The sequence below is a fragment of the Pseudogemmobacter hezensis genome, from assembly GCF_013155295.1.
Lineage (GTDB): Bacteria > Pseudomonadota > Alphaproteobacteria > Rhodobacterales > Rhodobacteraceae > Pseudogemmobacter > Pseudogemmobacter hezensis.
Map to the genome: position 1 here is coordinate 77,220 of NZ_JABJXT010000008.1, position 26,013 is coordinate 103,232.

20 protein-coding genes are annotated in these 26,013 nt (G+C 62.7%); 8 read left to right on the plus strand and 12 right to left on the minus strand.

What is annotated here, in order from left to right; translation table 11 throughout:
- Positions 1 to 14: 14 nt before the first annotated feature.
- Complete coding sequence (locus tag HOY34_RS10630) at positions 15 to 1,031, minus strand: patatin-like phospholipase family protein (protein ID WP_172362593.1); 1,017 nt, start codon at positions 1,029 to 1,031, stop codon at positions 15 to 17.
- Between the two features lie 101 nt (positions 1,032 to 1,132).
- Entirely contained in the window at positions 1,133 to 1,906 is a 774-nt protein-coding gene (locus tag HOY34_RS10635; RefSeq protein ID WP_172362595.1) for a 3-hydroxybutyrate dehydrogenase, read from the minus strand.
- Between the two features lie 325 nt (positions 1,907 to 2,231).
- Between HOY34_RS10635 and HOY34_RS10640 the strand changes: the two genes are divergently transcribed.
- The 4 genes from HOY34_RS10640 (at position 2,232) to HOY34_RS10650 (ending at position 6,456) form a co-directional block, all read left to right on the plus strand.
- On the plus strand, positions 2,232 to 4,064 hold the full coding sequence (locus HOY34_RS10640; protein WP_172362597.1) for an extracellular solute-binding protein: 1,833 nt from the start codon (positions 2,232 to 2,234) through the stop codon (positions 4,062 to 4,064).
- A 68-nt stretch (positions 4,065 to 4,132) separates the two neighbouring features.
- Positions 4,133 to 4,249 carry a lipoprotein gene (locus HOY34_RS22420; protein ID WP_366926946.1) on the plus strand — a complete coding sequence of 39 codons (117 nt, stop codon included), beginning with the start codon at positions 4,133 to 4,135 and terminating at the stop codon, positions 4,247 to 4,249.
- Between the two features lie 315 nt (positions 4,250 to 4,564).
- On the plus strand, positions 4,565 to 5,218 hold the full coding sequence (locus HOY34_RS10645) for a DsbA family oxidoreductase (RefSeq protein WP_172362599.1): 654 nt from the start codon (positions 4,565 to 4,567) through the stop codon (positions 5,216 to 5,218).
- A 5-nt stretch (positions 5,219 to 5,223) separates the two neighbouring features.
- Positions 5,224 to 6,456 carry a multidrug effflux MFS transporter gene (locus tag HOY34_RS10650; RefSeq protein ID WP_172362601.1) on the plus strand — a complete coding sequence of 411 codons (1,233 nt, stop codon included), beginning with the start codon at positions 5,224 to 5,226 and terminating at the stop codon, positions 6,454 to 6,456.
- Between the two features lie 53 nt (positions 6,457 to 6,509).
- Here HOY34_RS10650 and mfd read toward each other — a convergent pair whose 3' ends face one another.
- Both mfd and HOY34_RS10660 read right to left on the minus strand, forming a co-directional pair.
- Positions 6,510 to 9,965 carry a transcription-repair coupling factor gene (gene mfd / locus HOY34_RS10655; protein WP_172362603.1) on the minus strand — a complete coding sequence of 1,152 codons (3,456 nt, stop codon included), beginning with the start codon at positions 9,963 to 9,965 and terminating at the stop codon, positions 6,510 to 6,512.
- A gap of 4 nt (positions 9,966 to 9,969) precedes the next feature.
- Positions 9,970 to 10,494 carry a component of SufBCD complex gene (locus HOY34_RS10660; protein WP_172362605.1) on the minus strand — a complete coding sequence of 175 codons (525 nt, stop codon included), beginning with the start codon at positions 10,492 to 10,494 and terminating at the stop codon, positions 9,970 to 9,972.
- 195 nt (positions 10,495 to 10,689) lie between these two features.
- Between HOY34_RS10660 and hemB the strand changes: the two genes are divergently transcribed.
- The 3 genes from hemB to HOY34_RS10675 all read left to right on the plus strand — a co-directional run bounded on the left by hemB (position 10,690) and on the right by HOY34_RS10675 (position 13,072).
- Positions 10,690 to 11,688 (plus strand): porphobilinogen synthase, encoded by a 999-nt coding sequence (hemB, locus tag HOY34_RS10665; RefSeq protein WP_172362607.1) that lies wholly within the window; start codon positions 10,690 to 10,692, stop codon positions 11,686 to 11,688.
- Between the two features lie 190 nt (positions 11,689 to 11,878).
- Complete coding sequence (locus HOY34_RS10670; RefSeq protein ID WP_172362609.1) at positions 11,879 to 12,436, plus strand: lipid-binding SYLF domain-containing protein; 558 nt, start codon at positions 11,879 to 11,881, stop codon at positions 12,434 to 12,436.
- Between the two features lie 66 nt (positions 12,437 to 12,502).
- Positions 12,503 to 13,072 carry a DedA family protein gene (locus tag HOY34_RS10675; protein WP_172362611.1) on the plus strand — a complete coding sequence of 190 codons (570 nt, stop codon included), beginning with the start codon at positions 12,503 to 12,505 and terminating at the stop codon, positions 13,070 to 13,072.
- Positions 13,073 to 13,120: 48 nt separating this feature from the next.
- Here the strand turns inward: HOY34_RS10675 and HOY34_RS10680 are convergent, their stop codons facing one another.
- Complete coding sequence (locus HOY34_RS10680) at positions 13,121 to 13,987, minus strand: NAD(P)-dependent oxidoreductase (RefSeq protein WP_172362613.1); 867 nt, start codon at positions 13,985 to 13,987, stop codon at positions 13,121 to 13,123.
- Positions 13,988 to 14,073: 86 nt separating this feature from the next.
- On the opposite strand from HOY34_RS10680, the gene HOY34_RS10685 reads away from it, so the two are divergent.
- Entirely contained in the window at positions 14,074 to 16,563 is a 2,490-nt protein-coding gene (locus HOY34_RS10685; RefSeq protein ID WP_172362615.1) for a penicillin acylase family protein, read from the plus strand.
- A gap of 70 nt (positions 16,564 to 16,633) precedes the next feature.
- Here the strand turns inward: HOY34_RS10685 and HOY34_RS10690 are convergent, their stop codons facing one another.
- The 7 genes from HOY34_RS10690 to HOY34_RS10720 form a co-directional block, all read right to left on the minus strand.
- Positions 16,634 to 17,152 carry a hypothetical protein gene (locus tag HOY34_RS10690; protein ID WP_172362617.1) on the minus strand — a complete coding sequence of 173 codons (519 nt, stop codon included), beginning with the start codon at positions 17,150 to 17,152 and terminating at the stop codon, positions 16,634 to 16,636.
- Positions 17,137 to 18,453, minus strand: coding sequence for a GTPase HflX (hflX, locus tag HOY34_RS10695; RefSeq protein ID WP_436645198.1), 1,317 nt, complete (start codon positions 18,451 to 18,453; stop codon positions 17,137 to 17,139). The genes HOY34_RS10690 and hflX overlap by 16 nt, the downstream gene beginning before the upstream one ends.
- 113 nt (positions 18,454 to 18,566) lie before the next feature.
- Positions 18,567 to 18,800, minus strand: coding sequence for an RNA chaperone Hfq (gene hfq, locus HOY34_RS10700; protein ID WP_107672734.1), 234 nt, complete (start codon positions 18,798 to 18,800; stop codon positions 18,567 to 18,569).
- Between the two features lie 222 nt (positions 18,801 to 19,022).
- The gene (locus HOY34_RS10705) at positions 19,023 to 20,765 is read right to left on the minus strand and encodes a potassium transporter TrkG (protein ID WP_253944383.1); all 1,743 of its coding nucleotides are present in this window, start codon (positions 20,763 to 20,765) and stop codon (positions 19,023 to 19,025) included.
- Positions 20,765 to 22,141, minus strand: coding sequence for a Trk system potassium transporter TrkA (gene trkA, locus HOY34_RS10710; protein ID WP_172362619.1), 1,377 nt, complete (start codon positions 22,139 to 22,141; stop codon positions 20,765 to 20,767). Before trkA ends, HOY34_RS10705 begins: the two co-directional genes overlap by 1 nt.
- 91 nt (positions 22,142 to 22,232) lie before the next feature.
- Positions 22,233 to 23,648 carry a nitrogen assimilation response regulator NtrX gene (ntrX, locus tag HOY34_RS10715; RefSeq protein WP_172362621.1) on the minus strand — a complete coding sequence of 472 codons (1,416 nt, stop codon included), beginning with the start codon at positions 23,646 to 23,648 and terminating at the stop codon, positions 22,233 to 22,235.
- Position 23,649: 1 nt separating this feature from the next.
- Entirely contained in the window at positions 23,650 to 26,010 is a 2,361-nt protein-coding gene (locus HOY34_RS10720; protein ID WP_172362623.1) for a sensor histidine kinase NtrY-like, read from the minus strand.
- Positions 26,011 to 26,013 lie beyond the last annotated feature (3 nt).

Here is a 26,013-nt window from a genome sequence, read left to right on the forward strand (position 1 = left end):
TGCCAGCCCGGCCTTCAGCCAAACAGGGCTGCGAGATCGGCAGAAGATTCATGACCGATCTTTGCGCCACATTCCGCAAGGAAGGCGTCACCCGATGCCCGCCCCGCCTCAAACAGGCGCGAGATCAGGGCAGAGGACGGCTGCAGCTTTGAACCTGCGCTCAGCGCATTCATCAAAGCGTCATCAAGGATGAGGTGGATATGCAGATCCTTCATCTGACCACGTTCAATCCGCCCCTCGGCGATCAGCCGCTTGACGAAGGCGACCGAGCGCAGCTCTGACAAAAGCGTGGCATTGAAGCTGATCTCATTCACCCTGTTCTGAATGCCCAGCGGTGTTTCAGGCACCTCATCACGGCGCAGTGGGTTGACATGGATGATGAGGATATCGTCCGGCAGATCCCTGTCATATAGCGGCCAAAGCGAAGGATTGCCCGCGAAACCACCATCCCAATAGGCCTCGCCGTCGATTTCAACCGCCTGGAATACCGACGGAAGGCAGGCAGAGGCCATCAGAGCCTCGGGGCTGATCTCGCTGCCCGTGAAAACCCGCGCTTTGCCAGTTCTTACATTGGTTGCGCCAATGAAAAGAGCGGGCCCCGCATCGGTGCAAACCTGACTGAAATCCAGATCCGCTACCACGGGCGCAAGCGGATTTTGCCAGGCATCGCCCCAGGAATAGGGGCTGTAGATTTGGGCCGCGATCCCCGATGCGCTGAAGGGCAGCATTGCTTCACCGGCCTCCTGCATCAAACGCATGATCGGCATCATGGGCTGAAACCAGGGCAGAAGGACACGAAAATCACCAATATCGCCGATGCTTTCCCAAAGCCTCCGCAAACGCTTGCGGGCCGCCTCACGTCCTCCTGCAACCAATCCAGCCTTCAGCGCTGCGCCATTCAGCGCCCCCGCAGAGGTGCCACTGATCGCGGCAATCTCCAGCCTGCCATCCTCGAGGATGCGGTCAAGAACACCCCATGTATAAGCGCCATGTGCGCCGCCCCCCTGCAATGCGAGACTGATTTTGGTCATGTGAATCCCCTGACAGCAAAGATCGCGTCGGCGCCGTTTCCTTCAAAGGAAACGGACCGGATCCTTACAAGGATCCGGTGCCGCGCAGGATGAAACCTCGCTCAAAGAGCGGTCCAGCCGCCATCCACTGAAATCGTGGTTCCGGTGACCTGTGCGGCATAATCCGAGCACAGCCAGACAACCGTGCCGCCGATCTGCGTGGTGGTGACAAACTGACGTGACGGCTGGCGCTCGAGCATCACATCCCGGATCACTGTCTCGCGGTCCATATTGTGCACCTTCATCTGATCAGGGATCTGCGCCTCGACCAGCGGTGTCAGCACATAGCCCGGACAAACCGCATTGCAGGTGATCCCCTGCCCGGCCGTTTCCAGCCCGATGGTTTTGGTCATGCCAACCACACCATGCTTTGCCGTCACATAGGCCGATTTGAACGAGCTTGCCGTCAATCCATGGGCTGAGGCGATGTTGACGATCCGCCCCCACCCTTTTTCACGCATAAACGGCAAGGCAACTGCGCTGGTATGAAAGGCCGAGTTCATATTGATCGCGATAATCCGGTCCCAGATATCGGCCGGGAATTCATCAATCGGCGCCACATGCTGAATGCCGGCATTGTTGACAAGGATATCGCATCCACCGGCCTTGCTGACCAATGCCCGCGCCTCAGTGGCCTGGGACAGATCTGCCTGGATATAGGTGGCTTTGATCCCGTATTTTTCCGCAAACTCTGCGGCCAGGGCATGGTCCTCGTCACGATTCGTGAAACTGTTGAGGACAATATCGGCCCCGGCCTTCGCCAGTTCCTCTGCCACACCCAGACCGATTCCCGAGTTAGAGCCAGTCACAATCGCGCGCTTACCGGACAGATTCATAATCGCAAACTCCCTGCTGCACCCGCAGTAAAGACTAGCGCCTGAAGTGAGAATTTCCAGTTAAGATTGGTAAATATCGCCTGATCAAGCGCCCGTTTGGCGTGTATCACGCAATGCTTCAGCCAGACCCCCGAATAAAAAAAACGCCGGCACGAAGCCGGCGTTAAGTCGTTGAGGCAGGTTTCATACAGGCAAGAAACCTATCGAGCAGTAAGTCTTATATAGTCCTCTCTTCGCCGATGGCCAAGCTAAAAGTTTGAAAACCCTGGAACTCGGGCTTAGGTTCGCGCCAATCACCCCAGACCCTCCAGGGATTGTTTCCGGAATGCTGATCCAAATTCGTCGCAAACTGACAGGCCACAGGCTTGCCCCTGTGATTGTGCTGATCGCCGGACTAAGCCCTTTGCCCGCAAAGACAGAGCCCTCGCATGGCATAGCTATGTATGGCGCGCCTGCGCTACCCCCGGATTTTGTGTCTTTGCCACAAACCAACCCAGAGGCCCCGAAAGGCGGCAGCATCACGCTTGCCCTGCCTGGCACCTTTGACAGCCTTAATCCTTTTATCACCGCAGGCAATCCGGCGACCGGGATCACGCCGCTCGTGGTGGAAACACTAATGGGGCGAAATTATGACGAGCCCTTCTCGCTCTATGGGCTTTTGGCCGAATCGGTCGATACCGATTCGGCACGAAGCTATGTTGAATTCACCCTGCGTGAAGAGGCTCGATTCGCCGATGGCAGCCCCGTTACGCCCGAAGACGTGCTTTGGTCGTTTGAAACACTCGGCACTTTGGGCAATCCGCGCTATCACGCCGCCTGGGCCAAAGTGGCCAGCGCCGAGAAAAGCGGTCCGCGCTCTGTCCGCTTCACCTTCACCACCGCTGACCGGGAATTGCCGCTGATCCTGGGGCTGCGGCCGGTTTTGCAAAAGGCGCAGTGGCAGGGGCGCGATTTTACCGCGACCTCCTTTGATCCGCCGATGGGATCGGGGCCCTATACCGTCGCGCGGGTCGAACGCGGCACCTCGATCACCTATCGTCGCAATCCCGACTGGTGGGGCCGCGATCTGCCCTTCAATCGCGGCCAGTGGAACCTCGATGAGATCCGCTATGAGTATTTCGCCAATCCGCTGGCGATCTTTGAAAGCTTCCGCAGCGGCTTTGTCACCTCTTACCGTGAGACCAATCCGGCCCGCTGGGCCAGCAGCTATGATTTCCCCGCCATCCGCAGCGGCGATATTACCCTGTCCGAAATCCCCCATCACCGCCCCTCGGGGATCGAGGGCTTCGTTTTCAACACCCGCAACCCTTTGTTCCAGGACTGGCGGGTGCGCGAGGCGCTGATCCAGGCTTTTGACTTCACCTTCATCAATCAGGTGATCAATGGCGGCGTCCAGCCGCGGATAGAAAGCTATTTCTCGAACTCGCCCCTTGGCATGATCCCCGGCACCCCCGCCGAAGGTGACGAGCTTGCGCGGCTTTTGCCCTTTGCCGACAGCCTGCCCCCCGGCACGATTGAGGGCTATCGCCTGCCGGGCGCAAGTGATGCCACCAGCTATCGCCGCCAGCTGCGCAGCGCCGCGCGGCTTCTGGAAGAGGCGGGTTGGCATGCCGATGACAGCGGCATGCTGCGCGACAGCGCGGGTAGGCCCTTCCGCTTTGAGATCCTGCTGGGCGTAGGCCAGGATGAGATGATCGCCGTCGCCGCAATCTGGATAGAGGCGCTGCGGGCCCTGGGCATAGAGGCCTCGGTCAATGCGATCGACGCGGCGCAGATGCGTGAGCGCACCCGCGAATACCGCTTTGACGTGACGCATTACATCCGCTCGACCTCGCTTTCGCCCGGCAATGAGATGCTGCTTTACTGGGGCTCGGCGGGGGTGACCCAGCCTGGCAGCGGCAACTGGATGGGGGTTGATACGCCCGCGGTGGATGCGCTGATCGCGCAGATCCTCGGCACCGATGATCCGGCAGAGTTCCAGACCTCGGTGCGGGCGCTGGACCGGGTGCTGACCGCCGGGCGCTATGTGGTGCCGATCTGGTATTCTGACCGCGCCCGGATTGCGCACAGAAAAGAGTTGAAATATCCCGCCAAAATCCCACTTTATGGGGATTGGCTGGGATTTCAGCCGGATACCTGGTGGTATCAGGCTGAGTGATATATCCCTATCCGGTATCAGGGCCGCGCAGACGGTCTGAAATAATGGGCAGTAAAGGCAGACAGAGCATGAAAAAATACCTGATGATTGGCCTCATTCTGGCGGGGCTTGCGGGCTGCAACACCGTGGCTGGCGTGGGCGAGGATGTCTCGGGCGGGGCCCGCACCGTTCAGGGCTGGTTCTGATCGCAGATCCTCAGGCGCAGGCCCTTTCGCCGGCGCTGCTGCCCCAATCCGCCCCTTACACTTATGGCACAGCTTGTCGTTGCGTGTTTTTGCGCAGGCGCGGCTGTGCCTGAAAGCCGTTGAAATAACTTTGCGCAGGGGCGACGGCCAGGCTACAAGAGCCCGCGCAGACAGAGTCTGATCTCTGCCGCCGGTCTGGTGCGATTGCCACTTCGCCCGATTGGCAGGATCCTTTGCCGCCACCCTGTAAGCCTGTTCACAGAGGCAACGGCCAAAGCGGTCGGCCCCTGTCTTCCTTAACCAGAAAGCCCTGTTATGAGCAGCGACGCCCCCCAGAAAGAAGTCCGTCTCGACATCTTTATCGACCCCGTCTGCCCCTGGTGCCATATCGGCATGCAGAACCTGGAGAATGCGCTTGCCGCGCATCCGGGCCATCCCTTCCGCCTGTTCTGGCATCCGTTCCGCCTGAACCCCGATATCCCCAAAGCGGGCGTCGACAAGCGCGAATATCTGGAGGCGCGCTTTGGCGGCAAGGAAAAGGTCGATGAGGTCAATCAGCGTCTGCGTCAGGTGGCGCAGGACGCCGGGGGCGAGATCGACCCGGACCGCCCGCCCCGCCTGCCAAACACGCTGGATGCCCATCGGGTGATCGACTGGGCCGGGATTGAAGGCGTGCAGCATGAGGTTGTCACCCGCATCCTGCAGGCCTATTGGGATGAGGGGCGCGATATCGGCGACGCCGAAGTGCTGGCAGATATCGCCGCCTCGGCCGGTATGGACCGCGCCGCAACCCTGCGCCTTTTGCAGTCAGACGCCGATAAGGCAGAGCTGATCACCCGCGAAGGCGAGGCCCGCCGCAAGGGCGTGAATTCCGTCCCGACCTTCCTGATCGGGCAAAAATATGTCGTCAACGGAGCACAGCCGCCGAAGTTCTGGGCGGATGTGATCCAGGAAATAGCAAAGACCTGAACACCATGAATACCTCTGGCAGCCCGCGCCCTGCGGGCCCCAACCACGCGAAGCCCGCGCTTGGGCAAGTGGAATTTATCGCGCTGATTGCGATGCTTTTTGCGACCATCGCGCTGTCGATCGACGCGATGCTGCCCGCGATCACCGAGATCGGGCAGCTTCTGTCCCCCGAGGCCCCCAATCGCGCCATGCTGATCATTGGCGCGTTTTTCCTGGGCATGGGGCTTGGCACTTTTGTCTCTGGCCCGCTGTCTGACGCCTGGGGGCGCAAGACTGTGATGATGATCGGCGGCGCGATCTATTCGATTGCCTCGCTGGTGTGCTACTTCGCGGGCTCTCTTGAGGTGCTGATCGCCGCGCGTGTCGTCCAGGGGATCGGCGCTGCCGGCCCCCGCACCGTCTCGCTTGCTATGGTGCGCGATATGTACAGCGGTCGTGAGATGGCGCGGATCATGTCCTTCGCTATGATGATCTTCATGGTCGCCCCGGCGATTGCGCCGCTGATGGGTCAGGCGATCATCCATCTGGCCGACTGGCATGCGATCTTCCTGGCCTTCGTGATCTTCTCTGTGATCAGCCTCTTGTGGCTGGGCCTGCGCCAGCCAGAGACGCTGCCGCTGGCCGACCGCATCCCGCTGAACATTCCGCGGCTGATGGCCTCGACGAAGGATCTGTTCTCGCATCGGATCGTGGTGGTGACGATTGTGATCCAGGCGCTGGTGATGGCGGTTCTGGTCTCGCAGCTGTCCTCTATCGCCCCGGTGTTTGAAAAGCATTTCGGGCGTGGCACCGAGTTTCCGCTGTGGTTCGCGCTGGCGGCGGTCTTCTCGGCGCTTGGCTCGCTGGCCAATGCGCGGCTGGTGATGACGGTTGGCATGCGCCGCGTCGTCACCGTCACCTTTGCGGTGGTGCTGACGATCTCGGTCCTGGTGCTGATCTCGCTTTTGTGGATCAAACTGCCGCTTGGTGCCGACTTCGCGCTGTTCATGATCTGGCTGACCAGCCTCTTTTGCATGATGAGCCTGACCATGGGCAATCTGAACGCACTCGCGATGGAGCCGGTGGGCCATATTGCAGGCTTTGCGGCCTCGATCATGGCGGGGGTCTCGACGGTGCTGGCGGTTGTGCTGTCGCTGCCGGTGACCCAAAGCTTTACCGACAGCCATCTGCCGCTGGTCGCGGGTTCGGTGGTGTTCCTGGGCCTGGCGCTGGCGCTGATGCGGCTGACAAAGCGGTAACAGCCAGAGCGCCAAAGACGGCTACAATTTATCCCTTTGAAAAGGCGCGCGGATTACTTTCCGCGCGCCTTTTCTGCAAGGTCACGGGCGATGGCAAAGGCGCCCCGGATCCGGTCAGCCTCAGACTTCATCTCGCCCAGCAGCACGATCTTATTGCCCTGCACTTTGGCGGCGGGGCCCTGGTCTTTCAGGAATTCGACCAGGCCTGCCGGATTGGCGAATTTGTCGTTCTGGAAGGTCAGCGTCGCGCCTTTGGGTCCGGCATCCAGACGGTTGATCCCGGCCCGTTTCGCCATCGCTTTGATGCGCACGATCAGCATCAGCGTATTGACCTCTTTCGGGATCGGCCCGAAGCGGTCGATCAGCTCGGCGGCAAAACCCTCAAGCTCGACCTTCGACGAAAGGCCGGAAAGCCTGCGATAAAGCCCAAGCCGGATGTCGAGATCGGGGATGTAATCCTCTGGGATCATCACCGGCACGTTCAGGTTCAGCTGCGGGCTCCAGTCGTCCGAGACATCGGAAAGCCCGTCGATCTCGCCCGATTTAAGTTTCGCAATCGTCTCTTCCAGCATGTGCTGATACAGCTCATAGCCGACCTCGCGGATATGGCCCGACTGTTCCTCGCCCAAAAGGTTCCCCGCGCCGCGCAGGTCAAGGTCGTGGGACGCCAGGTTGAACCCCGCGCCCAGGCTGTCGAAACTGGCCAGCAGTTTCAGACGCTTCTGCGCCTGGGGCGTCAGGATCATCCGGGGCCGCGTGGTCAGATAGCAATAGGCCCGCGTTTTCGAGCGACCGACCCGGCCGCGGATCTGGTGAAGCTGGCTAAGCCCGAACATATCGGCGCGATGCACGATCATCGTGTTCGCGGTCGGGATATCCAGGCCGCTCTCAACGATGGTCGTCGCCACCAGCACATCGAACCGCCCGTCATAGAACTGGTTCATCCGCTCATCGAGGTCGCCCGCCGCCAGCTGGCCATGGGCGATGACATAAGAGACCTCAGGCACATGCGCCTTGAGGAATTCCTCAATCTCGGGGATGTCAGAGACACGCGGCACCACGAAGAACGACTGCCCGCCGCGATAACGCTCACGCAAAAGCGCCTCGCGCAGCGTGACCGTGTCGAATTCCGAGACATAGGTGCGGATCGCCAGGCGGTCCACCGGCGGCGTTGCGATGATCGACAGATCGCGCACCCCGGTCAGCGACAGTTGCAGCGTGCGCGGGATCGGCGTCGCGGTCAGGGTCAGCACATGGACCTCGGATCGCATCTCTTTCAGGCGTTCTTTGTGGCTGACCCCGAAATGCTGTTCCTCGTCGATGATCAAAAGGCCGAGGTTTTTCAGGTTCACCCCCTTGGCCAGCAGCGCATGGGTGCCCACCACGATATCAACGGTGCCGTCGCCGAGGCCCTTCCTGGTCTCAGCCGCCTCTTTCGCCGATACAAAGCGCGACAGCGGCCGCACGTTCAGCGGAAAGCCCCGGAACCGCTCGGCAAAGCTGCGGTAATGCTGGCGGGCAAGCAGTGTGGTCGGGCAGATCACCGCGACCTGCATCCCCGCCATAGCCGCCACGAAAGCCGCCCGCATGGCGACCTCGGTCTTGCCGAATCCCACATCGCCGACGATCAGCCGGTCCATGGGCGAGCCCTTTTCCAGATCCGCCACCACATCGCTGATCGCGGCCAGCTGGTCATCGGTTTCGGGCCAGGGGAAGCGGGCGGCAAAGGCCTCCCATGCGGAATGCGGCACATCCAGGATCGGCGCCGAGCGCAGCATCCGTTCGGCGGCAACCCGCATCAGCTTGTCGGCGATCTCGCGGATGCGTTCCTTGAGTTTCGCCTTCTTCGCCTGCCAGGCACCACCGCCCAGGCGGTCAAGCAGGCCTTCCTCATGGCCGTAACGCGAGAGAAGCTCGATATTCTCGACCGGAAGGTAAAGCTTCGCCTCTTCGGCATATTCGATCATCACCATCGCATGGGGCGCGCCCAGAGCGGTGATGGTCTCAATCCCCAGGTAGCGCCCCACGCCATGTTCGACATGGACGACCAGATCGCCGACCGAAAGACTGTCGATCTCGCGCAGGAAATTCTCGGCCTTGCGCTTGCGGGCGGGTTTGGCAACCAGCCGGTCGCCCAGCACATCCTGTTCGGATATGACGGCAAGACCTTTGGCGGTGAAACCCGCCTCAAGCGCCCAGATGATCTGATGAACTGCGCCGGGCTTGCCTGCGCCTTTGACGGGCGCGGCGTCAACGTCGCGCAGATCGCGGATGGTTTCGGTTGCTATATTCTGATCGGTCAACAGACCGCGCAGACGCTCCAGCGCGCCTTCGGACCAGGAGGCCAGCACGACATGGCGATCCTGGCGCAGCTGGCGGATATGATCGGCCAGGGCCTCAAAAAGATTGACGGATTCCTGCTGACGCTCGGGGGCAAAGCTGCGGCCCGCGCGCCCGCCCGCATCCAGAACCGAGGGTCCGGGGCTTTGTGCCAGCGGCGAAAGGCGGATCTCACGGCGATCAGAAAGCGCCGTTTTCCAGGCCTCTTCGTCAAGGTAAAGGCCCTGGGGGGGCACCGGCTTATAGACGGAATCCATCTTCGCCCGCGCCGCCATCGCATCATTGCGGGCGTCATAGGCGTCAGCCACCGCCTCCCAGCGGGCCAGCTGCATCACCGGGACCTGGTCATCCAGCATGACCGTGGCCTCGGGCAGATAGTCGAAGATTGTCTCAAGCCGCTCATGGAAGAAGGGCAGCCAATGCTCCATCCCCTGATGCTTGCGCCCCGCACTGACGGCCTCATAAAGCGGATCATCCGAGCCGCCCGCGCCAAATTCCACCCGGTAGTTCTGGCGGAAACGGGTGATCGCGGGTTCATCCAGGATCACCTCAGACATCGGCGCGAATTCGACCGATTTCAGCTTTTCCGTGGTGCGCTGGCTGGTGGGGTCAAAGCGGCGGATGCCGTCCAGTTGATCGCCGAAGAAATCCAGCCGCACCGGCCCATCCGGCCCCGGCGGCCAGATATCGACGATGCCACCGCGCAGCGCATAATCCCCCTGTTCGGCCACGGTCGAGGCCGGGGTAAAACCCATACGCGCCAGGAAATCACGCAGCCGTTTCTCATCGACACGGTCGCCCAGTTTCACCTGGAACGAGGCCTCTCGCACCACCTGGCGCGAGGGCAGCTTCTGACTGGCGGCATTCAGCGTGGTGACCAGCACGAAAGCGCCGGGCAATCCTTCGGCCAGCGCCGCCAGCACCGACATGCGCCGGGCCGAGGTTTCAGGGTTCGGCGAGACACGGTCATAGGGCAGACAATCCCAGGCCGGCAGGCTCAGAACAGGCACACCCGGCGCGAAAGCCCGCAGCGCGGCCCGCATCGCCTCGGCCCGTTTGTCATCGCGGGCGACATGGATGACGGGGCGGCCCTTTTCCAGCTCGCGTGCAAGCAGGAAGCCGTCATAGCCTTCCGGCGCCCCTCCGAGGATTATCGGCAGATGGACCATGGTCTCAGTAAAGCACAGAATGGGAAAGGTTGCGCCACATGCCGAAAAGCGAGGTGGTGAAAATCGCCACCATACCGATCATCTGCACATAACGGCGCAGCTGGATCAGACGCCGCAGCAAGGCCTCGCCCTGATTGTCGCCGCCCTCGATCTGCAAAGAGGTGCGCAGGCTCAGCCAGCCCACGGGCACCATCCAGATGGTCATCAGAAACAGCGCCTGGGCGAATTCGATCCAGTACCAGAAGGCCATCATGGCCAGTGCGGTAAAGAAGAAGGTCAGTCCAAAGAACATCGGCATTGCGGCGGTGCGCGCCACGCCCAGCATGCGCCGTGCCCTGATGCCGGCCAGCGTCTCGATATCCAGCTGCGTCTGCCCGCCCTCACGTCGGCCGCGGCTGATCATGTCAAAGGGCACGCCCAGCACCCAATGGCTGGACATCGACCAGATCACAGCCAGCCCGATCCAATACCAGAGATTTGAGAAGGACCGCAGGTCGATCACTTCGGTGACAATGTGGTAAAGCTCCACCTGCGCGGCTTCCCTGTCTTAAGGACTGATTGTCGCGCCCCCCGCACTTGAAGAGGCCCCCCTTTCCATGGCAGGCAAGGGCACGGGCTGCAAGCCCTCTCGACATTTGCCTTGCTCAAAGGCCCCGCTGAATGGCCGCCATGCTGCATATGATGCAGCGGCTCTGGTCTGAGCACGGGGTCAGGGACCCCAGATATGCAACCGATCCAGGCCGCCTTCCCCGCCACCCGCCACCGCCGCAACCGGCGCAGCGCAGCCCTCAGGGCTTTGACGCGCGAAAATGAGCTGAGCGTCAACAACCTGATCTGGCCGGTTTTTATCCGCGAAGGCCAGGGGATCGAAGAGCCGATCGCCTCGCTGCCCGGCGTCAGCCGGCTGTCGCTTGACCGCCTTTTGGTGCGCGCCGAAGAGGCGGCGGCCTTGGGCATCCCGGCGATCTGCCTCTTTCCCTATACCGACCCGGATCTGCGCAATGAGACCTGCGAAGAAGCCTGGAGCCCGGACAATCTGACCAACCGTGCCATTCGCGCGCTGAAGGCGGCGCTGCCCGAACTGGCGGTCATGACCGATATCGCGCTGGATCCCTATAACGCCAATGGCCATGACGGCTTTGTCCGCGATGGCATCATCGTCAATGACGAGACGGTAGAGGCGCTGGTGAAAATGGCGCTGGCCCAGGCCGATGCGGGCGCGGATATCCTGGGCCCCTCGGATATGATGGACGGGCGCATCGGTGCGATCCGCCAGGCGCTTGAGGCGGCGGGCCATAAGGATGTGGCGATCATGTCTTATGCCGCGAAATATGCCAGCGCCTTTTATGGCCCGTTCCGCGATGCGGTTGGCGCGGGCTCGCGGCTTGTGGGCGACAAAAAGACCTATCAGATGGATCCCGCCAACAGCGATGAGGCAATCCGACTGGTGGCGCGGGATCTGGCCGAGGGCGCGGATATGGTGATGGTCAAGCCCGGCCTGCCCTATCTGGACATCTGCCACCGGGTGAAAGAGGCCTTTGGCGCCCCGACCTTCGCCTATCAGGTCTCGGGCGAGTATGCGATGATCCAGGCGGCGGCGCAGAACGGCTGGATTGACGGCGAAAAGGCGATGCTGGAAAGCCTGATGGCCTTTCGACGGGCCGGATGTGACGCGATCCTGACCTATTTCGCGCCCGCGCTTGCCCGGCTGCTGCGCGGATAAGGCGGGCGATGCGGGCAAGCCTGCGGGTGGGCTGCGCTTTTGATATGGGCATCTGATCCTGGCAAAGGTGGGGAAACCCGCCTCTTGCGACAGAAAATTGCGCATGGCCGATGACAAAGCCCGCTTGCCCCGCTAGATTTAGCGCAAATGGGGACACAGAGCCCCTGCTTACGGTATTGAGGGCAGAGCTATGGAAAAACTGACAAGACGCGCCTTGCTGGCTGGTGCAGGATCGGCAACGCTGCTGACGGCGGCCTGCGGCAATGGGGTTGGCTCGAACGGGGCGGCGCAGATTGATGCGCGGGTCGATGCGACGCAGAACTATCTCTTCGGCCGCTATCCGGGCACGCGTGAGCTGGCCAGCCGCGCCAATGGCGTGCTTTACATGCCGTTGATGACCGAGGCCGGATTTGTCTGGGGCGGCGCTTTCGGGCGCGGTGCATTGCGCATCCAGGGCGCGACGGTCGATTATTACTCGGCCACCAAGGCCAGCGTTGGCCTGCAGATCGGTGCGCAGCAATATGCACATGCGCTGTTTTTCATGACTCCCTCGGCGATGGAAGAGTTCCGTCGCTCGTCCGGCTGGGCGGCTTCGGCCGATCTGCGCTATGCAACGCCCGAGGAAGGCGCCTCGATCGGCAAGGCCACCACCGAAAGTGAGCCGGTCATCGCGCTGATCTTCGGCCAGCAGGGGCTAATCGCAGGCGCAACGCTGGCGGGCGTGAAATACACCCGTATCATTCCCTGATCCGACCCGGATCTGAAATGGCCCGAAACTGAAATGACCCGAACCTGAAATGACCCGGATCTGACCATGTCGCTGGAAAGCCTGATTTCTCGCTGGGGGCTTTGGGCGGTATTCTGGGGCTGTTTCTTTGAGGGCGAAACCGCCGCCGTGCTGGGCGGGGTGATCGCACATCACGGGCTGACAGGGTGGAAGGTCACGGCAATCGTTGCTTTTTGCGGTGCCGTTGCCGGGGATCAGATGTGGTTTCTGCTGTCGCGCCATATCTCTGGCCAGGGCTGGATCGCCTCGCGGCTGGCGCGGCTGCGGGGGAAACCCGGGGCGGCGCAGATCCGGCAATGGGTATCCGATCATCCGGACGGGCTGACGCTTGCGTTTCGTTTTGTGCCCGGGACGCGCATTCTGGGCCCGATTTTGCTGGCTCAGGCCGGGGTAAGCTGGCTGCGATTTACCGCGCTGAATGCGCTGTCATGCCTGGTATGGGCGGTGGGGTTCACCGCCATCGGCTATCATTTCGGCCTTGCCGCGCATGTGATCCTGGGCCGTTTGCACGGGCTGCATCTGGGGCTTTTGCTGCTCTTTGTGATAGCGGCGGGTCTGGCGCTGCGCCTGGTGATACGCGCCCGCACCCGCCGCTGACAGTCCTTGCGCCTCTGGCTTTGCGCTTCTGGCGGCGTCTTTCCTGGTTCAGCGCGGCAGGCGACGGATCAGGCTGGAGGTGTCATTGCGCCCGCCCCCCATCAGCTGCACATCCTTATAGAACTGGTCGACCAGCGCGGTGACCGGCAGGCTGGCGCCGATCTCTTCGGCGGTATCAAGGCAGATCGCCAGATCCTTGCGCATCCAGTCAACGGCAAAGCCGAAATCGAAACGGTCTTCCAGCATGGTCTGATGCCGGTTCGCCATCTGCCAGCTGCCCGCCGCGCCCTGGCTGATCACCTCGACCACGGCAGCACCATCAAGCCCGGCCTTCGCGCCAAAGGCCAGCGCCTCGGAAAGCCCCTGCATCAGCCCTGCGATACAGATCTGGTTCACCATCTTGGCCAGCTGCCCCGCGCCGACATCGCCGATCCGGCGGCAAATGCGGGAATAGGCGGCAATCACCGGGGCTGCGCGCTCAAAATCCGCCTGTGCCCCGCCGCACATCACCGAAAGCACACCGTTTTCCGCCCCCGCCTGACCGCCCGAGACCGGCGCATCGACGTAAGACAGCCCCTTTGCGTCCGCGATTTCCGCCAGCTCACGGGTGACTTTGGCTGAAACGGTGGTGTGATCGACAAAGACCGCGCCCGGGGCCATGCCCGCAAATGCCCCCTCAGGCGACAGACAAACCTCGCGCAGATCATCATCATTGCCGACGCAGCACATGACGAATTCGGCCCCCGCCGCCGCCTCTTTTGCCGAGGGAACCACCCTGCCCTGATGCTGCGCCCCCCAGGCCTGCGCGCGGGCGGGCGAGCGGTTCCAGACCGTCACCTCATGGCCCTTCGCGGCCAGATGCCCCGCCATGGGGAAGCCCATCACCCCCAGCCCCAGAAATGCGACTTTTGCCATGGCGGTGCTCCTTTTGCCGTGAATTGCCCTTGGACCTTTGTTCGACTAGGAACCCTTTGAACTCTGGTCGTCAAGGACGGGCCCCAATGCTGACCCTTTTTCGCTGGCTGATGCGCATTGTCGCCGGGCTGATCGCGCTGTCGCTTGTGACGCTGATGGTGTTTTACTGGTTCCTGTCGCGCTCACTGGTCGATTACAACGAGGATTTCACCCTCGATGGCATCACCGGCCCGGTCGAGGTGGTCAGAAACAACGACTCGGTGCCGCATATTTTCGGCCAGAACGACCATGACACCTATTTCGCGCTTGGTTTTGTGCATGCCCAGGATCGTCTGTGGCAGATGACCATGCTGCGGCGCACCGCGCAGGGGCGACTGTCTGAGATGTTCGGCCCGCGCACCCTGGCCGTGGACGAGCTGGTCCGCCGCTACGACCTTTACGGCCTGGCGCTGGAATCGGTGAAGGCGCAGGATCCCGAAACCCTGGCGGTGCTTGAGGCCTATTCGGCAGGCGTCAATGCCTGGATCGAGCAGGTCAATTCCGGGGCACGGGGCCGGGGCGCGCCAGAATTCTGGCTTTTTGACCGGGAGATCGCCGCCTGGGCCCCGGCGGATTCGATTGCCATCCTGAAACTGATGGCGCTGCAGCTGACCGGCCAGGGCCAGAATGAGGTGCTGCGGGCCAGGCTGTCGCTGACGCTTTCGCCAGAGCGGCTGGCCGATATCCTGCCAGAGGATCCGACGAAGGGCATCACCTCGCCCGATTATGCCAGCCTGATCCCCGGTGCCACGCCAGGCCCCGGCGCAAAGCCCGTCGATTTCGCCCTTGGCCCGTTTTCGCCGCTGGCGGAACCTGCGCTTGCGGGGGCCTCGAATGCCTGGGCTGCGGCGGCGGAACGCTCGGCCGCGGGCGGCGCGCTTTTGGCCAATGACCCGCATCTGGGCTTTTCTGCGCCGACCATCTGGTATCTGGCACGGCTGGAGCTGTCGACAGGCGGCGTGATCGGCGCGACCATCCCCGGCATGCCCGTGGTGATGATCGGGCGCAGCGAGGAAATGGGCTGGGGCCTGACCACAGCCTATCTGGATGACCAGGACATCGTCATTGAAAAGCTGAACCCCGACAATAATGAGGAATATCAGCTGCCTGACGGCACATATGAGAAATTCACCACCCGCCAGACCGTGGTGCGCGTCAAAGATGCCGAGCCGCTGACCCTGACGCTGCGCTGGTCGAGAAACGGGCCCGTTCTGTCGGGCCGGCAGTATGATCTGCAATCGGTCACGCCTGCGGGCCATGTGGCGGTGATGTCCTGGACGGCGCTTTCGCCCGCTGACACCTCGATGACGGCGGCGATGCGGCTGATGAAGGCGAGATCGATCAGCGATGCGATCGAGGCGGGCCGTCTTTACATCGCGCCGGCGCAGAACCTGATGCTGGCGGGCAAAGAGGGGATCGCGCTGCAGATGATCGGCGCGATGCCGATCCGCGATGCAGCCCACCCCAGCCAGGGGCGGATGCCTGCACCGGGCTGGGTGGCGGCGACGGGCTTCAAAGGGATCTTCCCCTATGAGGAAAACCCGCGCTTCCTGAACCCGCCCGAGGGGATCCTGGGCAATACCAACAACAAGACCGTTGACCGCCCCTTCCCGCATCATGTCAGCTTCAACTGGGGCGACACACAGCGCATCCAGGCCTGGCTTGCGCTGTTCCAGGCCCGCGAGGTCCATACCCGCGAAAGTTTCATGGAGGCGCAGCTGGATACCGTGAACCCCACGGCGCGGCTGTTGCTGCCGCTGGTCGGCGCCGATCTGTGGTTCACCGGCGAGGCCGCCCCCACCGGCAGCCAGGAAGAGTTCCGCCAGCGGGCGCTGACCCTGCTGGCCGCCTGGAATGGCGAAATGAGCGAACATGCCCCCGAGCCGCTGATCGCCGAGGCCTGGCTGCGCGTGCTGATGGAGCGGCTGGTCCAGGACGAGCTGGGGCCGCTGGCGCAGAATTTCCGCCGCATCGACCCGGTCTTTATCGAGCGCGTCTACCGCAATATTGGCGGCGCCTCGGTCTGGTGCGATGTGGTGCAATCGGCCCCGGTCGAGACCTGCACCGATATGGCGCGGATGGCGCTGGACGAGGCGCTGATCCAGCTGTCGGAAGGCTATGGTCGCAATATCGAAAGCTGGCGTTGGGGCGATGCGCATCAGGCCACGCATGATCATGCGGTGCTGGGCGAGGTGCCCTTCCTGCGCTGGTTCGTCAATATCCGCCAGTCAACCTCGGGCGGGGATGACACGCTGATGCGGGGGGTGACGAAAGGCTCTGGCCCGAACCCCTATCTGAACGTCCATGGCGCGGGCTATCGCGGGGTCTATGACTTTGCCGACCCCGACAGCTCGATCTTCATCACCGCGACGGGGCAGTCGGGCCATCCGCTGTCGCGCCATTATGACGACCTGGGCGAGCTGTGGCGGCGCGGTGAATACACCCCGATGTCGCTGGATGCCGATCTCGCCCATGCGGCAGCAGCGGGTGTGATGATGCTGACCCCGGCAGGGGCAGCCGATCAGCCGCAGGAATGAAAGCGGGCCGCATAGGGCATTGAGATCAGCCCTATGCGGCCCGCTATCGGTGTCAGTCGCGCAAAGGGCCTCAGCGACCCCCGGATGCCCCGGCACCCTGACGGTCGCCGGGCAGAGATGGCACGGTCCAAAGCACAAAGAGGCAGACAAATACCGCCACCGTGCTGAAACTTCCGCGCAGATAGAGGCTGCGCAGGGGTTCTGAAAAGCCCCAGCTATTGCCGAAATCTGCCGCGAAAAGTTGGCCCAGATGCTCGCCGCCAAGCGCCCAGACCAGGACAAAGCCAAGGGCGATCAGCAGCCGCCCGCCATAGGAACAGGCGGCCAGCACCGGCAGCATCGGCAGCGCGGCGATCAGACAATGCAGCGCCAGGCCGCCCGGGGTCAGCGGCAGTGAGGGTGTTTCCGGCAGGCCGCGCCCCTGCGCCAGATAGGGCATCGCCACCCCGGCGCTGAGGGTCAGGTAATGCGTGCCGCTGGCCAGCACTGTGCCCAAAAGCCCGCAAACCAGCGCCCGCCCCACCCGCGTCACAGCGCCCGGGCTATTCCCCGGTGTATTCAGAGCATTCGGGCTTACAGTTTCGCCCATTCCGCCGCCTGCCTCTCATTCCATTCGACATCGATGCGCCAGCCCTCATCGGTCTGGCTCTCTGCGGTGATCAACCCGCGCTGATGCAGCCAGGCCCGTTTGCGCCCCGCATCAAAGCCCAGATCAAGCGTCGCGCGGGTCTTCTCGGCCTCAAAACTGGCCGAGATCGCGGTCAGCAGCTCATCCACCCCCTCGCCGGTCAGCGCCGACAGAACGAAGGTGCCGGGGCGGCTGGCGGCCTGGGCCTCAAGCGCCTCACGCGCTGAGGGGTCAACCAGATCAAGCTTGTTCCAGATCTCGAACTTCGGCGTTTCGGGCGGCACGCCCAGCGAGGTCAGGATATCCTCGACATCGGCGGCCTGTTCGGCGGTTTCGGGATGCGAGATGTCCCTCACATGCAGGATGAGATTGGCCGAAAGCACCTCTTCCAGCGTGGCGCGAAAGGCCGCAACAAGCTGCGTCGGCAGATCCGAGATGAAGCCCACCGTATCCGACAGGATCACCCGGCGCGAACCGCCATTGGCGCCAGGGATCTCAAGCGCCCGCATGGTGGGGTCAAGGGTTGCGAAAAGCATGTCCTTCGCCAGCACCTCTGCCCCGGTTACCCGGTTGAAAAGCGTGGATTTTCCGGCATTGGTATAGCCCACCAGCGCCACAATCGGGAAAGGCACTTTCGCCCGCGCCGCCCGATGCAGGTGGCGGGTTTTCACCACCTTTTCCAGCTGACGGCGCAGCCGGATCGCGTGATCGTCAATCGCGCGGCGGTCGTTTTCCTTCTGCGTCTCGCCGGGGCCGCCGACGAAACCAAAGCCGCCCCGCTGCCGCTCAAGGTGGGTCCAGGCGCGCACCAGCCGGGTGCGCTGATATTGCAGCGCGGCCAGTTCCACCTGCAAAACGCCCTCTCGGGTGCGGGCGCGGTCAGCGAAAATCTCAAGGATCAGCGAGGTCCGGTCGAGAAGTTTGACCTTCCACTCGCGTTCCAGGTTGCGCTGCTGCACGGGCGTCACCGGACCATCGACAAAGACGAGGCCGATCTTATCTGCCCGCAGGCGCTGGCCGATCTCTTCCACCTTGCCAAGGCCAAAGAGCGTGCCCGGCAGGGTTTTCGAGACCCTGACCACCTCTGACCAGACCACATCCATATTGGGCAGCGCCGCCGCCAGGCTGACGGCCTCGGCCAGCCCATGCTCGGGCAGGCGGCGGCTGTGACGGCGGCGGATATCGGCATGCAAAACAACGGCCCGCGTCCTTTCGGTCGCGGTCAGCTGCCACTTGCTGCGCTCTGCCCGGTCTTTGGACAGGGCACCGAAGAAATCGTCCTCACCATCCGCTGCCCCCTCTGGCAAGAGGGGGGCTGGCTGGAATGCAGAGGGATCGTCTGCGGAATCAGAGGGGGGATCTGAAGGCGTATTTATCAGTCTTCGCCTTCATAAAGACTGATCGGTGCACCAGGCATGATCGTCGAGATCGCGTGTTTATACACCAGCTGCGACTGGCCATCACGGCGCAGCAGCACGCAGAAATTGTCGAACCAGGTAATCACACCCTGGAGTTTGACCCCGTTGATCAGGAAGATGGTTACCGGAACCTTTGCCTTGCGGACATGGTTCAGGAAAGCGTCCTGGAGGTTCTGTTTGTCGCCAGCCATTGTTTCTTTTGCCTTGCGCTTTGGCCCACGTCACGCGCGGGTTTGAATGGTGCGGCAGGACCTGCGTAAATCAGAAGATAAAACAGCCCCACCAGCCCCGGAAAAGGTAAACCTGCCGGGCTGAAAGGATAATAGGCGGGAATATCAGGGTTTCCAGAGCGGAAATTACGATTCACCCCGGAGATATGGCCGGAATGCCCGCCACTGTTGCGAAAAAACCAGTTATCCCCGGTGCTTGCCGGATAAATGCCGCCCCCCGCGGCCGCGCCAGTTGCCAGGGGCCAGCAATGCGATCAGCGCCAGCGTCTCCAGGCGGCCCAGAACCATGGTCAGCCCCAGAATCACCTTGACCGGGTCAGAAAGCCCGGCCCAGGACAAAGGCTCTTCGCCGGCAAGCCAGGCCAGCTGCCCGGTGGTCGTCAGCGCAGAAAGGCAAAAGATCAGCGCCTCTTCAAAGCGCAGACCGAAAACCGTCAGCACCGCCGTGACCAGCGCCACCGAAATGGAAAAAAGCATGAAGAAGATCCAGGCAAACCAGGCCCCGCGCATCCCCAGCCGCCGATTGGCCGCGCCACCGCTGCCGATGGAATGGGGGTGGATGATTTTCTCCAGCTCGCGCCGCCCCTGCAGCCACAGCGCCCAGACCCTGAGCAGCGTCACCCCCCCCGCCGTGGTCGCAACCCCGCCGCCGATAATCGCCAGCCCCATCAGCATCAGCCCCGGCGAGCCCATCCCCGCCCAGCTGCGCGCCGAAGACCACCACATGCTTTCATAGCCCGTCGTGGTCAGAAAAGAGGTGGCGGTGAACAGCGCTCCCCAAAAGGCGCGGATCAGCGCGGCAATCCCCTCGTCCGAGCCTGCGCTGGCATCGGCAACCAGATGGCGCAGCATCAGCGCCAGCACCACCAGCGCGATCAGAAACAGGCCCAGCCGGATTTCAGGATCCTGGCGCAAAAGGGTGCGCTTTTGCCCAGGCAGCTCAAACGGCATCAGATGACGGCTGAGCGCGAGCAGCAGGAAGAAGAAAATAAGCACCTCGCCCGCGAGGCCCGAACCCGCCACCGCCCTGCCCGTCCCGGCGCTGATCCCGCTGGTCGAAAGCGTGCCCATCGCTTGGGTCAGCGCGATCAGACCATCCTCGCCCGCCACCAGCAGCATCAGCCAAAGCGCGAATGTCAGCCCCAGGTAGACCGGCAAAATCGCCGCTGCGACACGTATCAGCCGCTCTCGCGGGTCGGCGAAACTGCCTGAAAGGCGATGACCCGACGGGGCGGCCGTGCCGGAAGCAGCCCCTCCACCCCTGGCAGACGTCAGCGGCTGACCGCTCTGCCCCGGCAACTGCCCCGATATCACCTCAGAGCCGCCAAGGTTCAGCGGCGCCAGCACCGCCCAGGCGGCCAGCAACACGAAAAACCCGCCCAGCCAGCCCGCCATCGCCCGCCAAAGATGCGCCGAGGGCGGCAGACGGTCTGGCGCATAGACCGTGGCCCCGGTGGTGGTGAAAGACGATAGCATCTCGAACCACAGGTTCAGCAGCGTGGTGTCGCGCAAAATCGACAGCATCGGCAGCGCGAAAGCAAAGGGCAAAATCGCATAGGTGCCCGCCAATGCGCCAAGCTGCCCATAGGCCGTGCTGCGCCGCGCGGGCCGCTGGGTGGCAATCGCCAGCATCGTGGTCAGGGTCAGAAGCAGCAGCGACGCATAGAAAAACGCCTGCGCCGTATGGGCGTCGCGCATGATCGCGGCATGGGCTGCGGGCACCAGGGCAAGCAGGCCAACCACCCCCAGCGACAGCACCAGAAGCGGCACCTCGCGCAGGGCAGGGCCACGCGGCTGCCTGAATGCGGGCTGGGGCGGTGCGGGCTGGCGCGGTGCGGGCTGGCGTGCCGGATTGGGGGCCGGATTGGGGGCCGCGCCGCGCCCGGCATTGCTTTCGGCGGGCGCGTTGTTGGCGGGACCGGGCATCAGAAAAAGTCGATCGAGACCTGGAACAGGCGCTCGACCTCGGGGACGTCTTTGGTCAGGGCAAAGACTGCGACCACATCGCCTGGCTCGATGCGCATATCGGGCTGGGGTTTCAGCACCCGATCCCCCTTCATCACACCGCCGACCAGCACGCCCTCGGGGAAGGCGATCTCGCGGATCATACGCCCCGAAATCGGCGAGGTCGACATCACCTGCGCCTCGATCATCTCGGCCTCGCCATCCCCCAGCGAATAGACCGCCCTGACCCGCCCATGGCGGATATGGCGCAGGATAGAGCTGACGGTCGTGGCCCGCGGGTTGATCCAGGCGTCGATATTCAGCGCCGCCATCATCGGCGCCATCGTCGGGTCATTGACCAGCGCAATCGCCAGCTGGCAGCCCGCCTGTTTCGCCCGGACCGAGACCAGCAGATTGGTCTTGTCGTCATCGGTGACCACCAGCACGGCATCGGCGCGGTCAACCGCCGCCTCGGCCAGCAGCTCCATATCCATCCCGTCGCCATTCAGAACGATGGTGCGCGACAGCTGATCGGCGGCGGCCTCGGCGGTGGCGCGGTCGCGCTCGATCATGCGCACCCGAACCCGGTCAAGCCGTGCCTCAAGCGTGCGGGCGACGGTCAGCCCGACATTGCCGCCGCCGATGATGACGATGCGGTCCTGTTTGTGGCTGCGTTTGCCGAAGATGCCCAGGCTGCGCTGCACATCCTCGGCATGGACGAAGATATAGATCTGATCGTCCTCCAGCAGCTGGTCATTGGGGTCGGGCGCGAAAAGCCGCCCCTGGCGGCGCACCCCCACCACAATCGCCCTGAGGCCGGGGAAGAGATCATTCAACTGCCGCAGCGGCGTGTTCAGAACCGGGCATTCCGCGCTGAGCTGCAGGCCCAGAAGATGTGCCCGCCCCTGCATGAAGACCTCGGTATCAAAGGTCTCTGGCGCGGCCAGGCGCTGCAACGCGGCCTCGGCCACCTCGCGCTCGGGGCTGATGATCACGTCAATCGCCAGCCGGTCGGCATTGTAGAGATCGGAATATCCGGTCTCGAGGTAATTCTGCGCCCGGATCCGCGCAATGCGGCGGGTAACATTGAAGGCGCTGGCGGCGATCTGGCAGGTGACCATATTCACCTCATCGGAATAGGTCGCGGCGATCACCATATCGGCGTCACGCGCCCCGGCCCGGGCCAGCACATCAGGATGGCTGGCAAAGCCGACCACGCCCTGAACATCCAGCATCTCAGTCGCGCGGCGGATCAGCTCGGCATTGGTGTCGACGATTGTGACATCGTTCTTCTCGCCCGCCAGCTGACGGGCGATCTGCCAGCCAACCTGACCCGCGCCGCAGATGATGACTTTCATACCGCTCTCCTGCCTTTGACGCGCCTGTTATAATGGGCCGCTATGCGCTGCAATGTGGCGGCGATGCCGCAAGCGCTGGCGGGATGGGGCGTCAGCCGTCATCCCCCTCCTGGAATTCCTCATCGAAATAGGCGCTGCGGGTGCCCGACTTCGACGAGGTCACCACGCCGAGGCTTTTCAGTTTGCGGTGCAGAGCCGAGCGTTCCATGCCGACGAAATTGGCGGTGCGGCTGATATTGCCGCCGAAACGGTTGATCTGGGTCAGCAGATATTCGCGCTCGAACAATTCCCGCGCCTCGCGCAGCGGCAGGGTTGCGACCGCGCCGCCCAGAACCATGCTGTCGCCCTGGGCCCCCTGGCCCTCATTTCCGGGCAGCTCGCGGGCCTCGATCTCGCCTGCGCCATCGCCCAGGATCAGCACCCGCTCGATCATATTGCGCAGCTGGCGGATATTGCCGGGCCAGGACATGGTCTGCAGCATCGCCTCGGCGTCCTGGCTGATCACCCGCTGCGGCAGGCCCTGGCTGCGATGGAAATACTCGACGAAATGGCGGGCCAGTTCGGGGATATCATCACGGCGATCGGCAAGGCTGGGCACCTGGATCGGCACGACATTCAGACGGTCGAACAGCTCCTGGCGGAAGCGGCCGGCGCGGATCTCGCCCGGCAGATCGCGCGAGGTCGAAGAGATCACGCGCAGATCGACGCGCACCTTGTCGGTGCCGCCCGCGCGGGTGAATTGCTGCTCGGTCAGCACCCGCAGGATCTTGGACTGGGTGCCATTGGGCATATCGCCCACCTCGTCGAAATAGACGACGCCGCCATGGGCCTGTTCCAGCAGCCCCGCCTCGACGCCACGTTCAGGCGTTTCGCGGCCGAAAAGCACCTCTTCCATCCGCTCTGGCTCAATCGTCGCCGAGGAAACGGTGACAAAGGGCGCCGAGGCCCGGTTCGAGTTCAGGTGGATATACCGCGCCGCCAGCTCTTTGCCAGAGCCGGGCTGCCCGGTCAGCATCACCCGCCCATTCGATTTCGTCACCTTGTCGAGATGCGATTTCAGCGCCTTGAACGAGGGGCTGGAGCCGATCATCTCGGTCGAGGTGACATCGCGGCGCTTCAGCTCATTGTTCTCGCGGCGCAGGCGCGAGGTTTCCATCGCCCTGGCAACAACCAGCACCAACTGATCGATATTAAAGGGCTTTTCGATAAAGTCATAGGCGCCCTGCTTGATCGCGGCGACCGCGATCTCGACATTGCCATGGCCGGAAATGATGATCACCGGCACGTCGGGATTGTCGCGTTTGACGGTTTTGAGGATGTCGATCCCATCCATCCGGCTGTCTTTCAGCCAGATATCAAGCACCATAAGATCGGGCGCTTCAGCGTTGATTTCGCTGATACAATCCTCAGAATTGGCTGCCAGGCGAACTGAATAGCCCTCATCTTTCAGGATGTCTCCGATCAACTCGCGGATATCTTTTTCGTCATCGACGATCAGAATGCTCATCTCAGTCTCCATTCCCGCTGTGAGGGGCGTCATCGCCCCGTTGCGGGCTATTGTTGTCTGTTGTCTGTTCTGCGGTCTGCGCGGCTGGTTGCGGCGCGAGGTTGCGGCCCATCCGGCGCTTGTGCAGCCGCGGAAGGCGGATCTCTGCCATGGCGCCGTGATGGGAATTTCCTTCAAAAACAGGGGCATCACTCAGGCTGAGGCTGCCGCCATGTTCCTCGATGATCTTTCGCACGATGGACAGCCCCAGCCCTGTTCCTTTGGCGCGGGTGGTTACATAGGGCTCGAACAGGCGGGCCCGGTCTTCGGGCAGGCCGGTGCCATTGTCCAGGATGCGGATGACCGTCTCGGCCTCGTCATTGTGCAAGAGGATGCGGATCTGCGGCACATATCCAGCAGACGCCGCATTTTCCGCAAAGGTTTCAGTGGCTTCCCCGGCGTTCTTAATCAGGTTTGTCAGGGCCTGGCTGATCATCGTCGCGTCCAGATCCAGCAAAAGCGGCCCTTCGGGGATCTCTGTCACAAAGTTGACGCCGGGCTGGCCGGCCCGTTGCAGGGTCACCGCGTCTTTCACGATTGCGATCAGATCGGTTTCGCGCCGATCCGGTTCCGGCATGCGGGCGAATTTGGAAAACTCATCAACAATGCGGCGCAAGTCATTGGTCTGACGCACAATAACATCGGTCAGGCTTTGCAGCTCTTCGACATCCTGCACCTGTTTTGAGAATTTGCGCTTCACCCGCTCGGCCGAAAGCTGGATCGGCGTCAGCGGGTTCTTGATTTCATGCGCGATCCGCCGCGCCACATCGCCCCAGGCCGCCATCCGCTGCGCGGATACAAGATCCGTCACATCGTCAAAGGCGACGACATAGCCCTCGGCCCCGTTTTGCTGGTCATGCCGCTCGCCCATGCGCACCAAAAGGTTCTCGATCTGGCCGCGCCGGGTGATGCGGATCTCTTCCTGAACCAGATTGCCCTTGCTGTCGCGCAGATTGCCAAAAAGGCCCGCGAATTCGGGGACGATTTCGTCCAGCGGCCGATCATCGACATCCTCGCCCAGGTCCAGGATGCGCAGGGCGGCGCGGTTGATGAAGTCAACGCGCCCGTCGCTGCCCAGCCCGATCACCCCGGCCGTCACGTTTGAGAGCACCGAGTCGAACACGCGCCGCCGTTCCTCGGTCTCGGCATGGCTGGCCTCCAGTGCGGCGCGCTGGCCTTTCAGCTGCCGGGTCATCCGGTTGAAGATACGGCCGAGCATGGCGATCTCATCATCGCCCTGCTCTTCGGTCACCTGCACATCCAGATCACCCTCGCCCACCCGCTGCGCCGCCCCCGTCAGGCGGCCTACCGGGCGCGACAGCCGTTCCGCAAACCACAGCCCCAGCCAGATCGCCGCCAGGATCACGATCAGCGCGAATCCCAGGTAGATCAGGCCGAAATTCAGCAAAAGCTTGCCGCGATCCGATTCCAGCTGGTTATAAAGCTTAACGGTCTCGGTGGTTTCATCCAGCAGCGACAGAAGCCGCCCATCCACCTCACGCGAGACATAGAGATAGCGGTCAGCATAGGCGGGCAGCCGCACCAGGGCGCGGAACTCATTGTTCGCCCAGTCAGGGATCAAAACCGCGCCGCCGGCCTGGGCCTTCTCAATACTGCCTGCGGGAACCTGTTCGAAATCAAACAGATATGAGTTTTCCCCCCGGGTTTTCAGCTGCCCCATGCCATCGACCAGATAGGCCTCTTTCAGCCCGCGCTGGATCTGCTCCTGCCCCTTCGCCAGCAGGGGGCGCAGCTGATCGTCACGCAGCATGACGCTTTGTTCGCGCGCTGCATTCAGAAAGGCCGCCAGCGCAATCGCATCCTGCGCAAGGCTGGCGCTTTGATCGCTTTCATAGGCCTGGGCCGCCGCCAGCGACGAGCCCACGACCGAGCGCACCCGCTCGGAAAACCAGCCTTCCAGGCCCAGATTGACCGAAAGCACCGCGAAAACCGCGACCAGCACCGTCGGCACCAGCGCCATGCCCGCGAAAACCCCGGTCAGCCGCATATGCAGCTTTGACCCGGCCGAGCGGCGACGCCGATCCGAGACCATCCGCATGATCCGCGCCAGAACCAGCGTCGCAATCAGCAGCACATAGACGAAATCGGCCAGCAGAATCAGCCGCAGCGCCGGCGAGTTGCCAGAGTGATTCATCGGCCCCAGCAGCAGGAAGGTGCCCACCACCAGAACCGGGCCCAAAAAGACCAGCCCCAGTGTGAAAGCCGTCTGAAACCTGCGCTGACGGCGCAGGCGTGAAACCCTCTGCCAGACATCGCTGCTCAGAATGCGACCTGATCCTGCCCCTGAACCCGTCCGAGCCATAAC

Bases quoted from the DNA above. Each gene is read 5' to 3' on its own strand.
- mfd (WP_172362603.1), bottom strand. From the start codon at position 9,965: ATGGTCCATCTGCCGATAATCCTCGGAGGGGCGCCGGAAGGCTATGAC.
- hfq (WP_107672734.1), bottom strand. From the start codon at position 18,800: ATGGCTGGCGACAAACAGAACCTCCAGGACGCTTTCCTGAACCATGTC.
- hemB (WP_172362607.1), top strand. From the start codon at position 10,690: ATGCAACCGATCCAGGCCGCCTTCCCCGCCACCCGCCACCGCCGCAAC.
- HOY34_RS10685 (WP_172362615.1), top strand. From the start codon at position 14,074: ATGCTGACCCTTTTTCGCTGGCTGATGCGCATTGTCGCCGGGCTGATC.
- HOY34_RS10630 (WP_172362593.1), bottom strand. From the start codon at position 1,031: ATGACCAAAATCAGTCTCGCATTGCAGGGGGGCGGCGCACATGGCGCT.
- HOY34_RS10690 (WP_172362617.1), bottom strand. From the start codon at position 17,152: ATGGGCGAAACTGTAAGCCCGAATGCTCTGAATACACCGGGGAATAGC.
- HOY34_RS10720 (WP_172362623.1), bottom strand. From the start codon at position 26,010: ATGGCTCGGACGGGTTCAGGGGCAGGATCAGGTCGCATTCTGAGCAGC.
- ntrX (WP_172362621.1), bottom strand. From the start codon at position 23,648: ATGAGCATTCTGATCGTCGATGACGAAAAAGATATCCGCGAGTTGATC.
- HOY34_RS10675 (WP_172362611.1), top strand. From the start codon at position 12,503: ATGTCGCTGGAAAGCCTGATTTCTCGCTGGGGGCTTTGGGCGGTATTC.
- HOY34_RS10650 (WP_172362601.1), top strand. From the start codon at position 5,224: ATGAATACCTCTGGCAGCCCGCGCCCTGCGGGCCCCAACCACGCGAAG.
- HOY34_RS10680 (WP_172362613.1), bottom strand. From the start codon at position 13,987: ATGGCAAAAGTCGCATTTCTGGGGCTGGGGGTGATGGGCTTCCCCATG.
- HOY34_RS10640 (WP_172362597.1), top strand. From the start codon at position 2,232: ATGCTGATCCAAATTCGTCGCAAACTGACAGGCCACAGGCTTGCCCCT.
- trkA (WP_172362619.1), bottom strand. From the start codon at position 22,141: ATGAAAGTCATCATCTGCGGCGCGGGTCAGGTTGGCTGGCAGATCGCC.
- HOY34_RS10670 (WP_172362609.1), top strand. From the start codon at position 11,879: ATGGAAAAACTGACAAGACGCGCCTTGCTGGCTGGTGCAGGATCGGCA.
- HOY34_RS10645 (WP_172362599.1), top strand. From the start codon at position 4,565: ATGAGCAGCGACGCCCCCCAGAAAGAAGTCCGTCTCGACATCTTTATC.
- HOY34_RS10635 (WP_172362595.1), bottom strand. From the start codon at position 1,906: ATGAATCTGTCCGGTAAGCGCGCGATTGTGACTGGCTCTAACTCGGGA.
- HOY34_RS22420 (WP_366926946.1), top strand. From the start codon at position 4,133: ATGAAAAAATACCTGATGATTGGCCTCATTCTGGCGGGGCTTGCGGGC.
- HOY34_RS10705 (WP_253944383.1), bottom strand. From the start codon at position 20,765: ATGCCCGGTCCCGCCAACAACGCGCCCGCCGAAAGCAATGCCGGGCGC.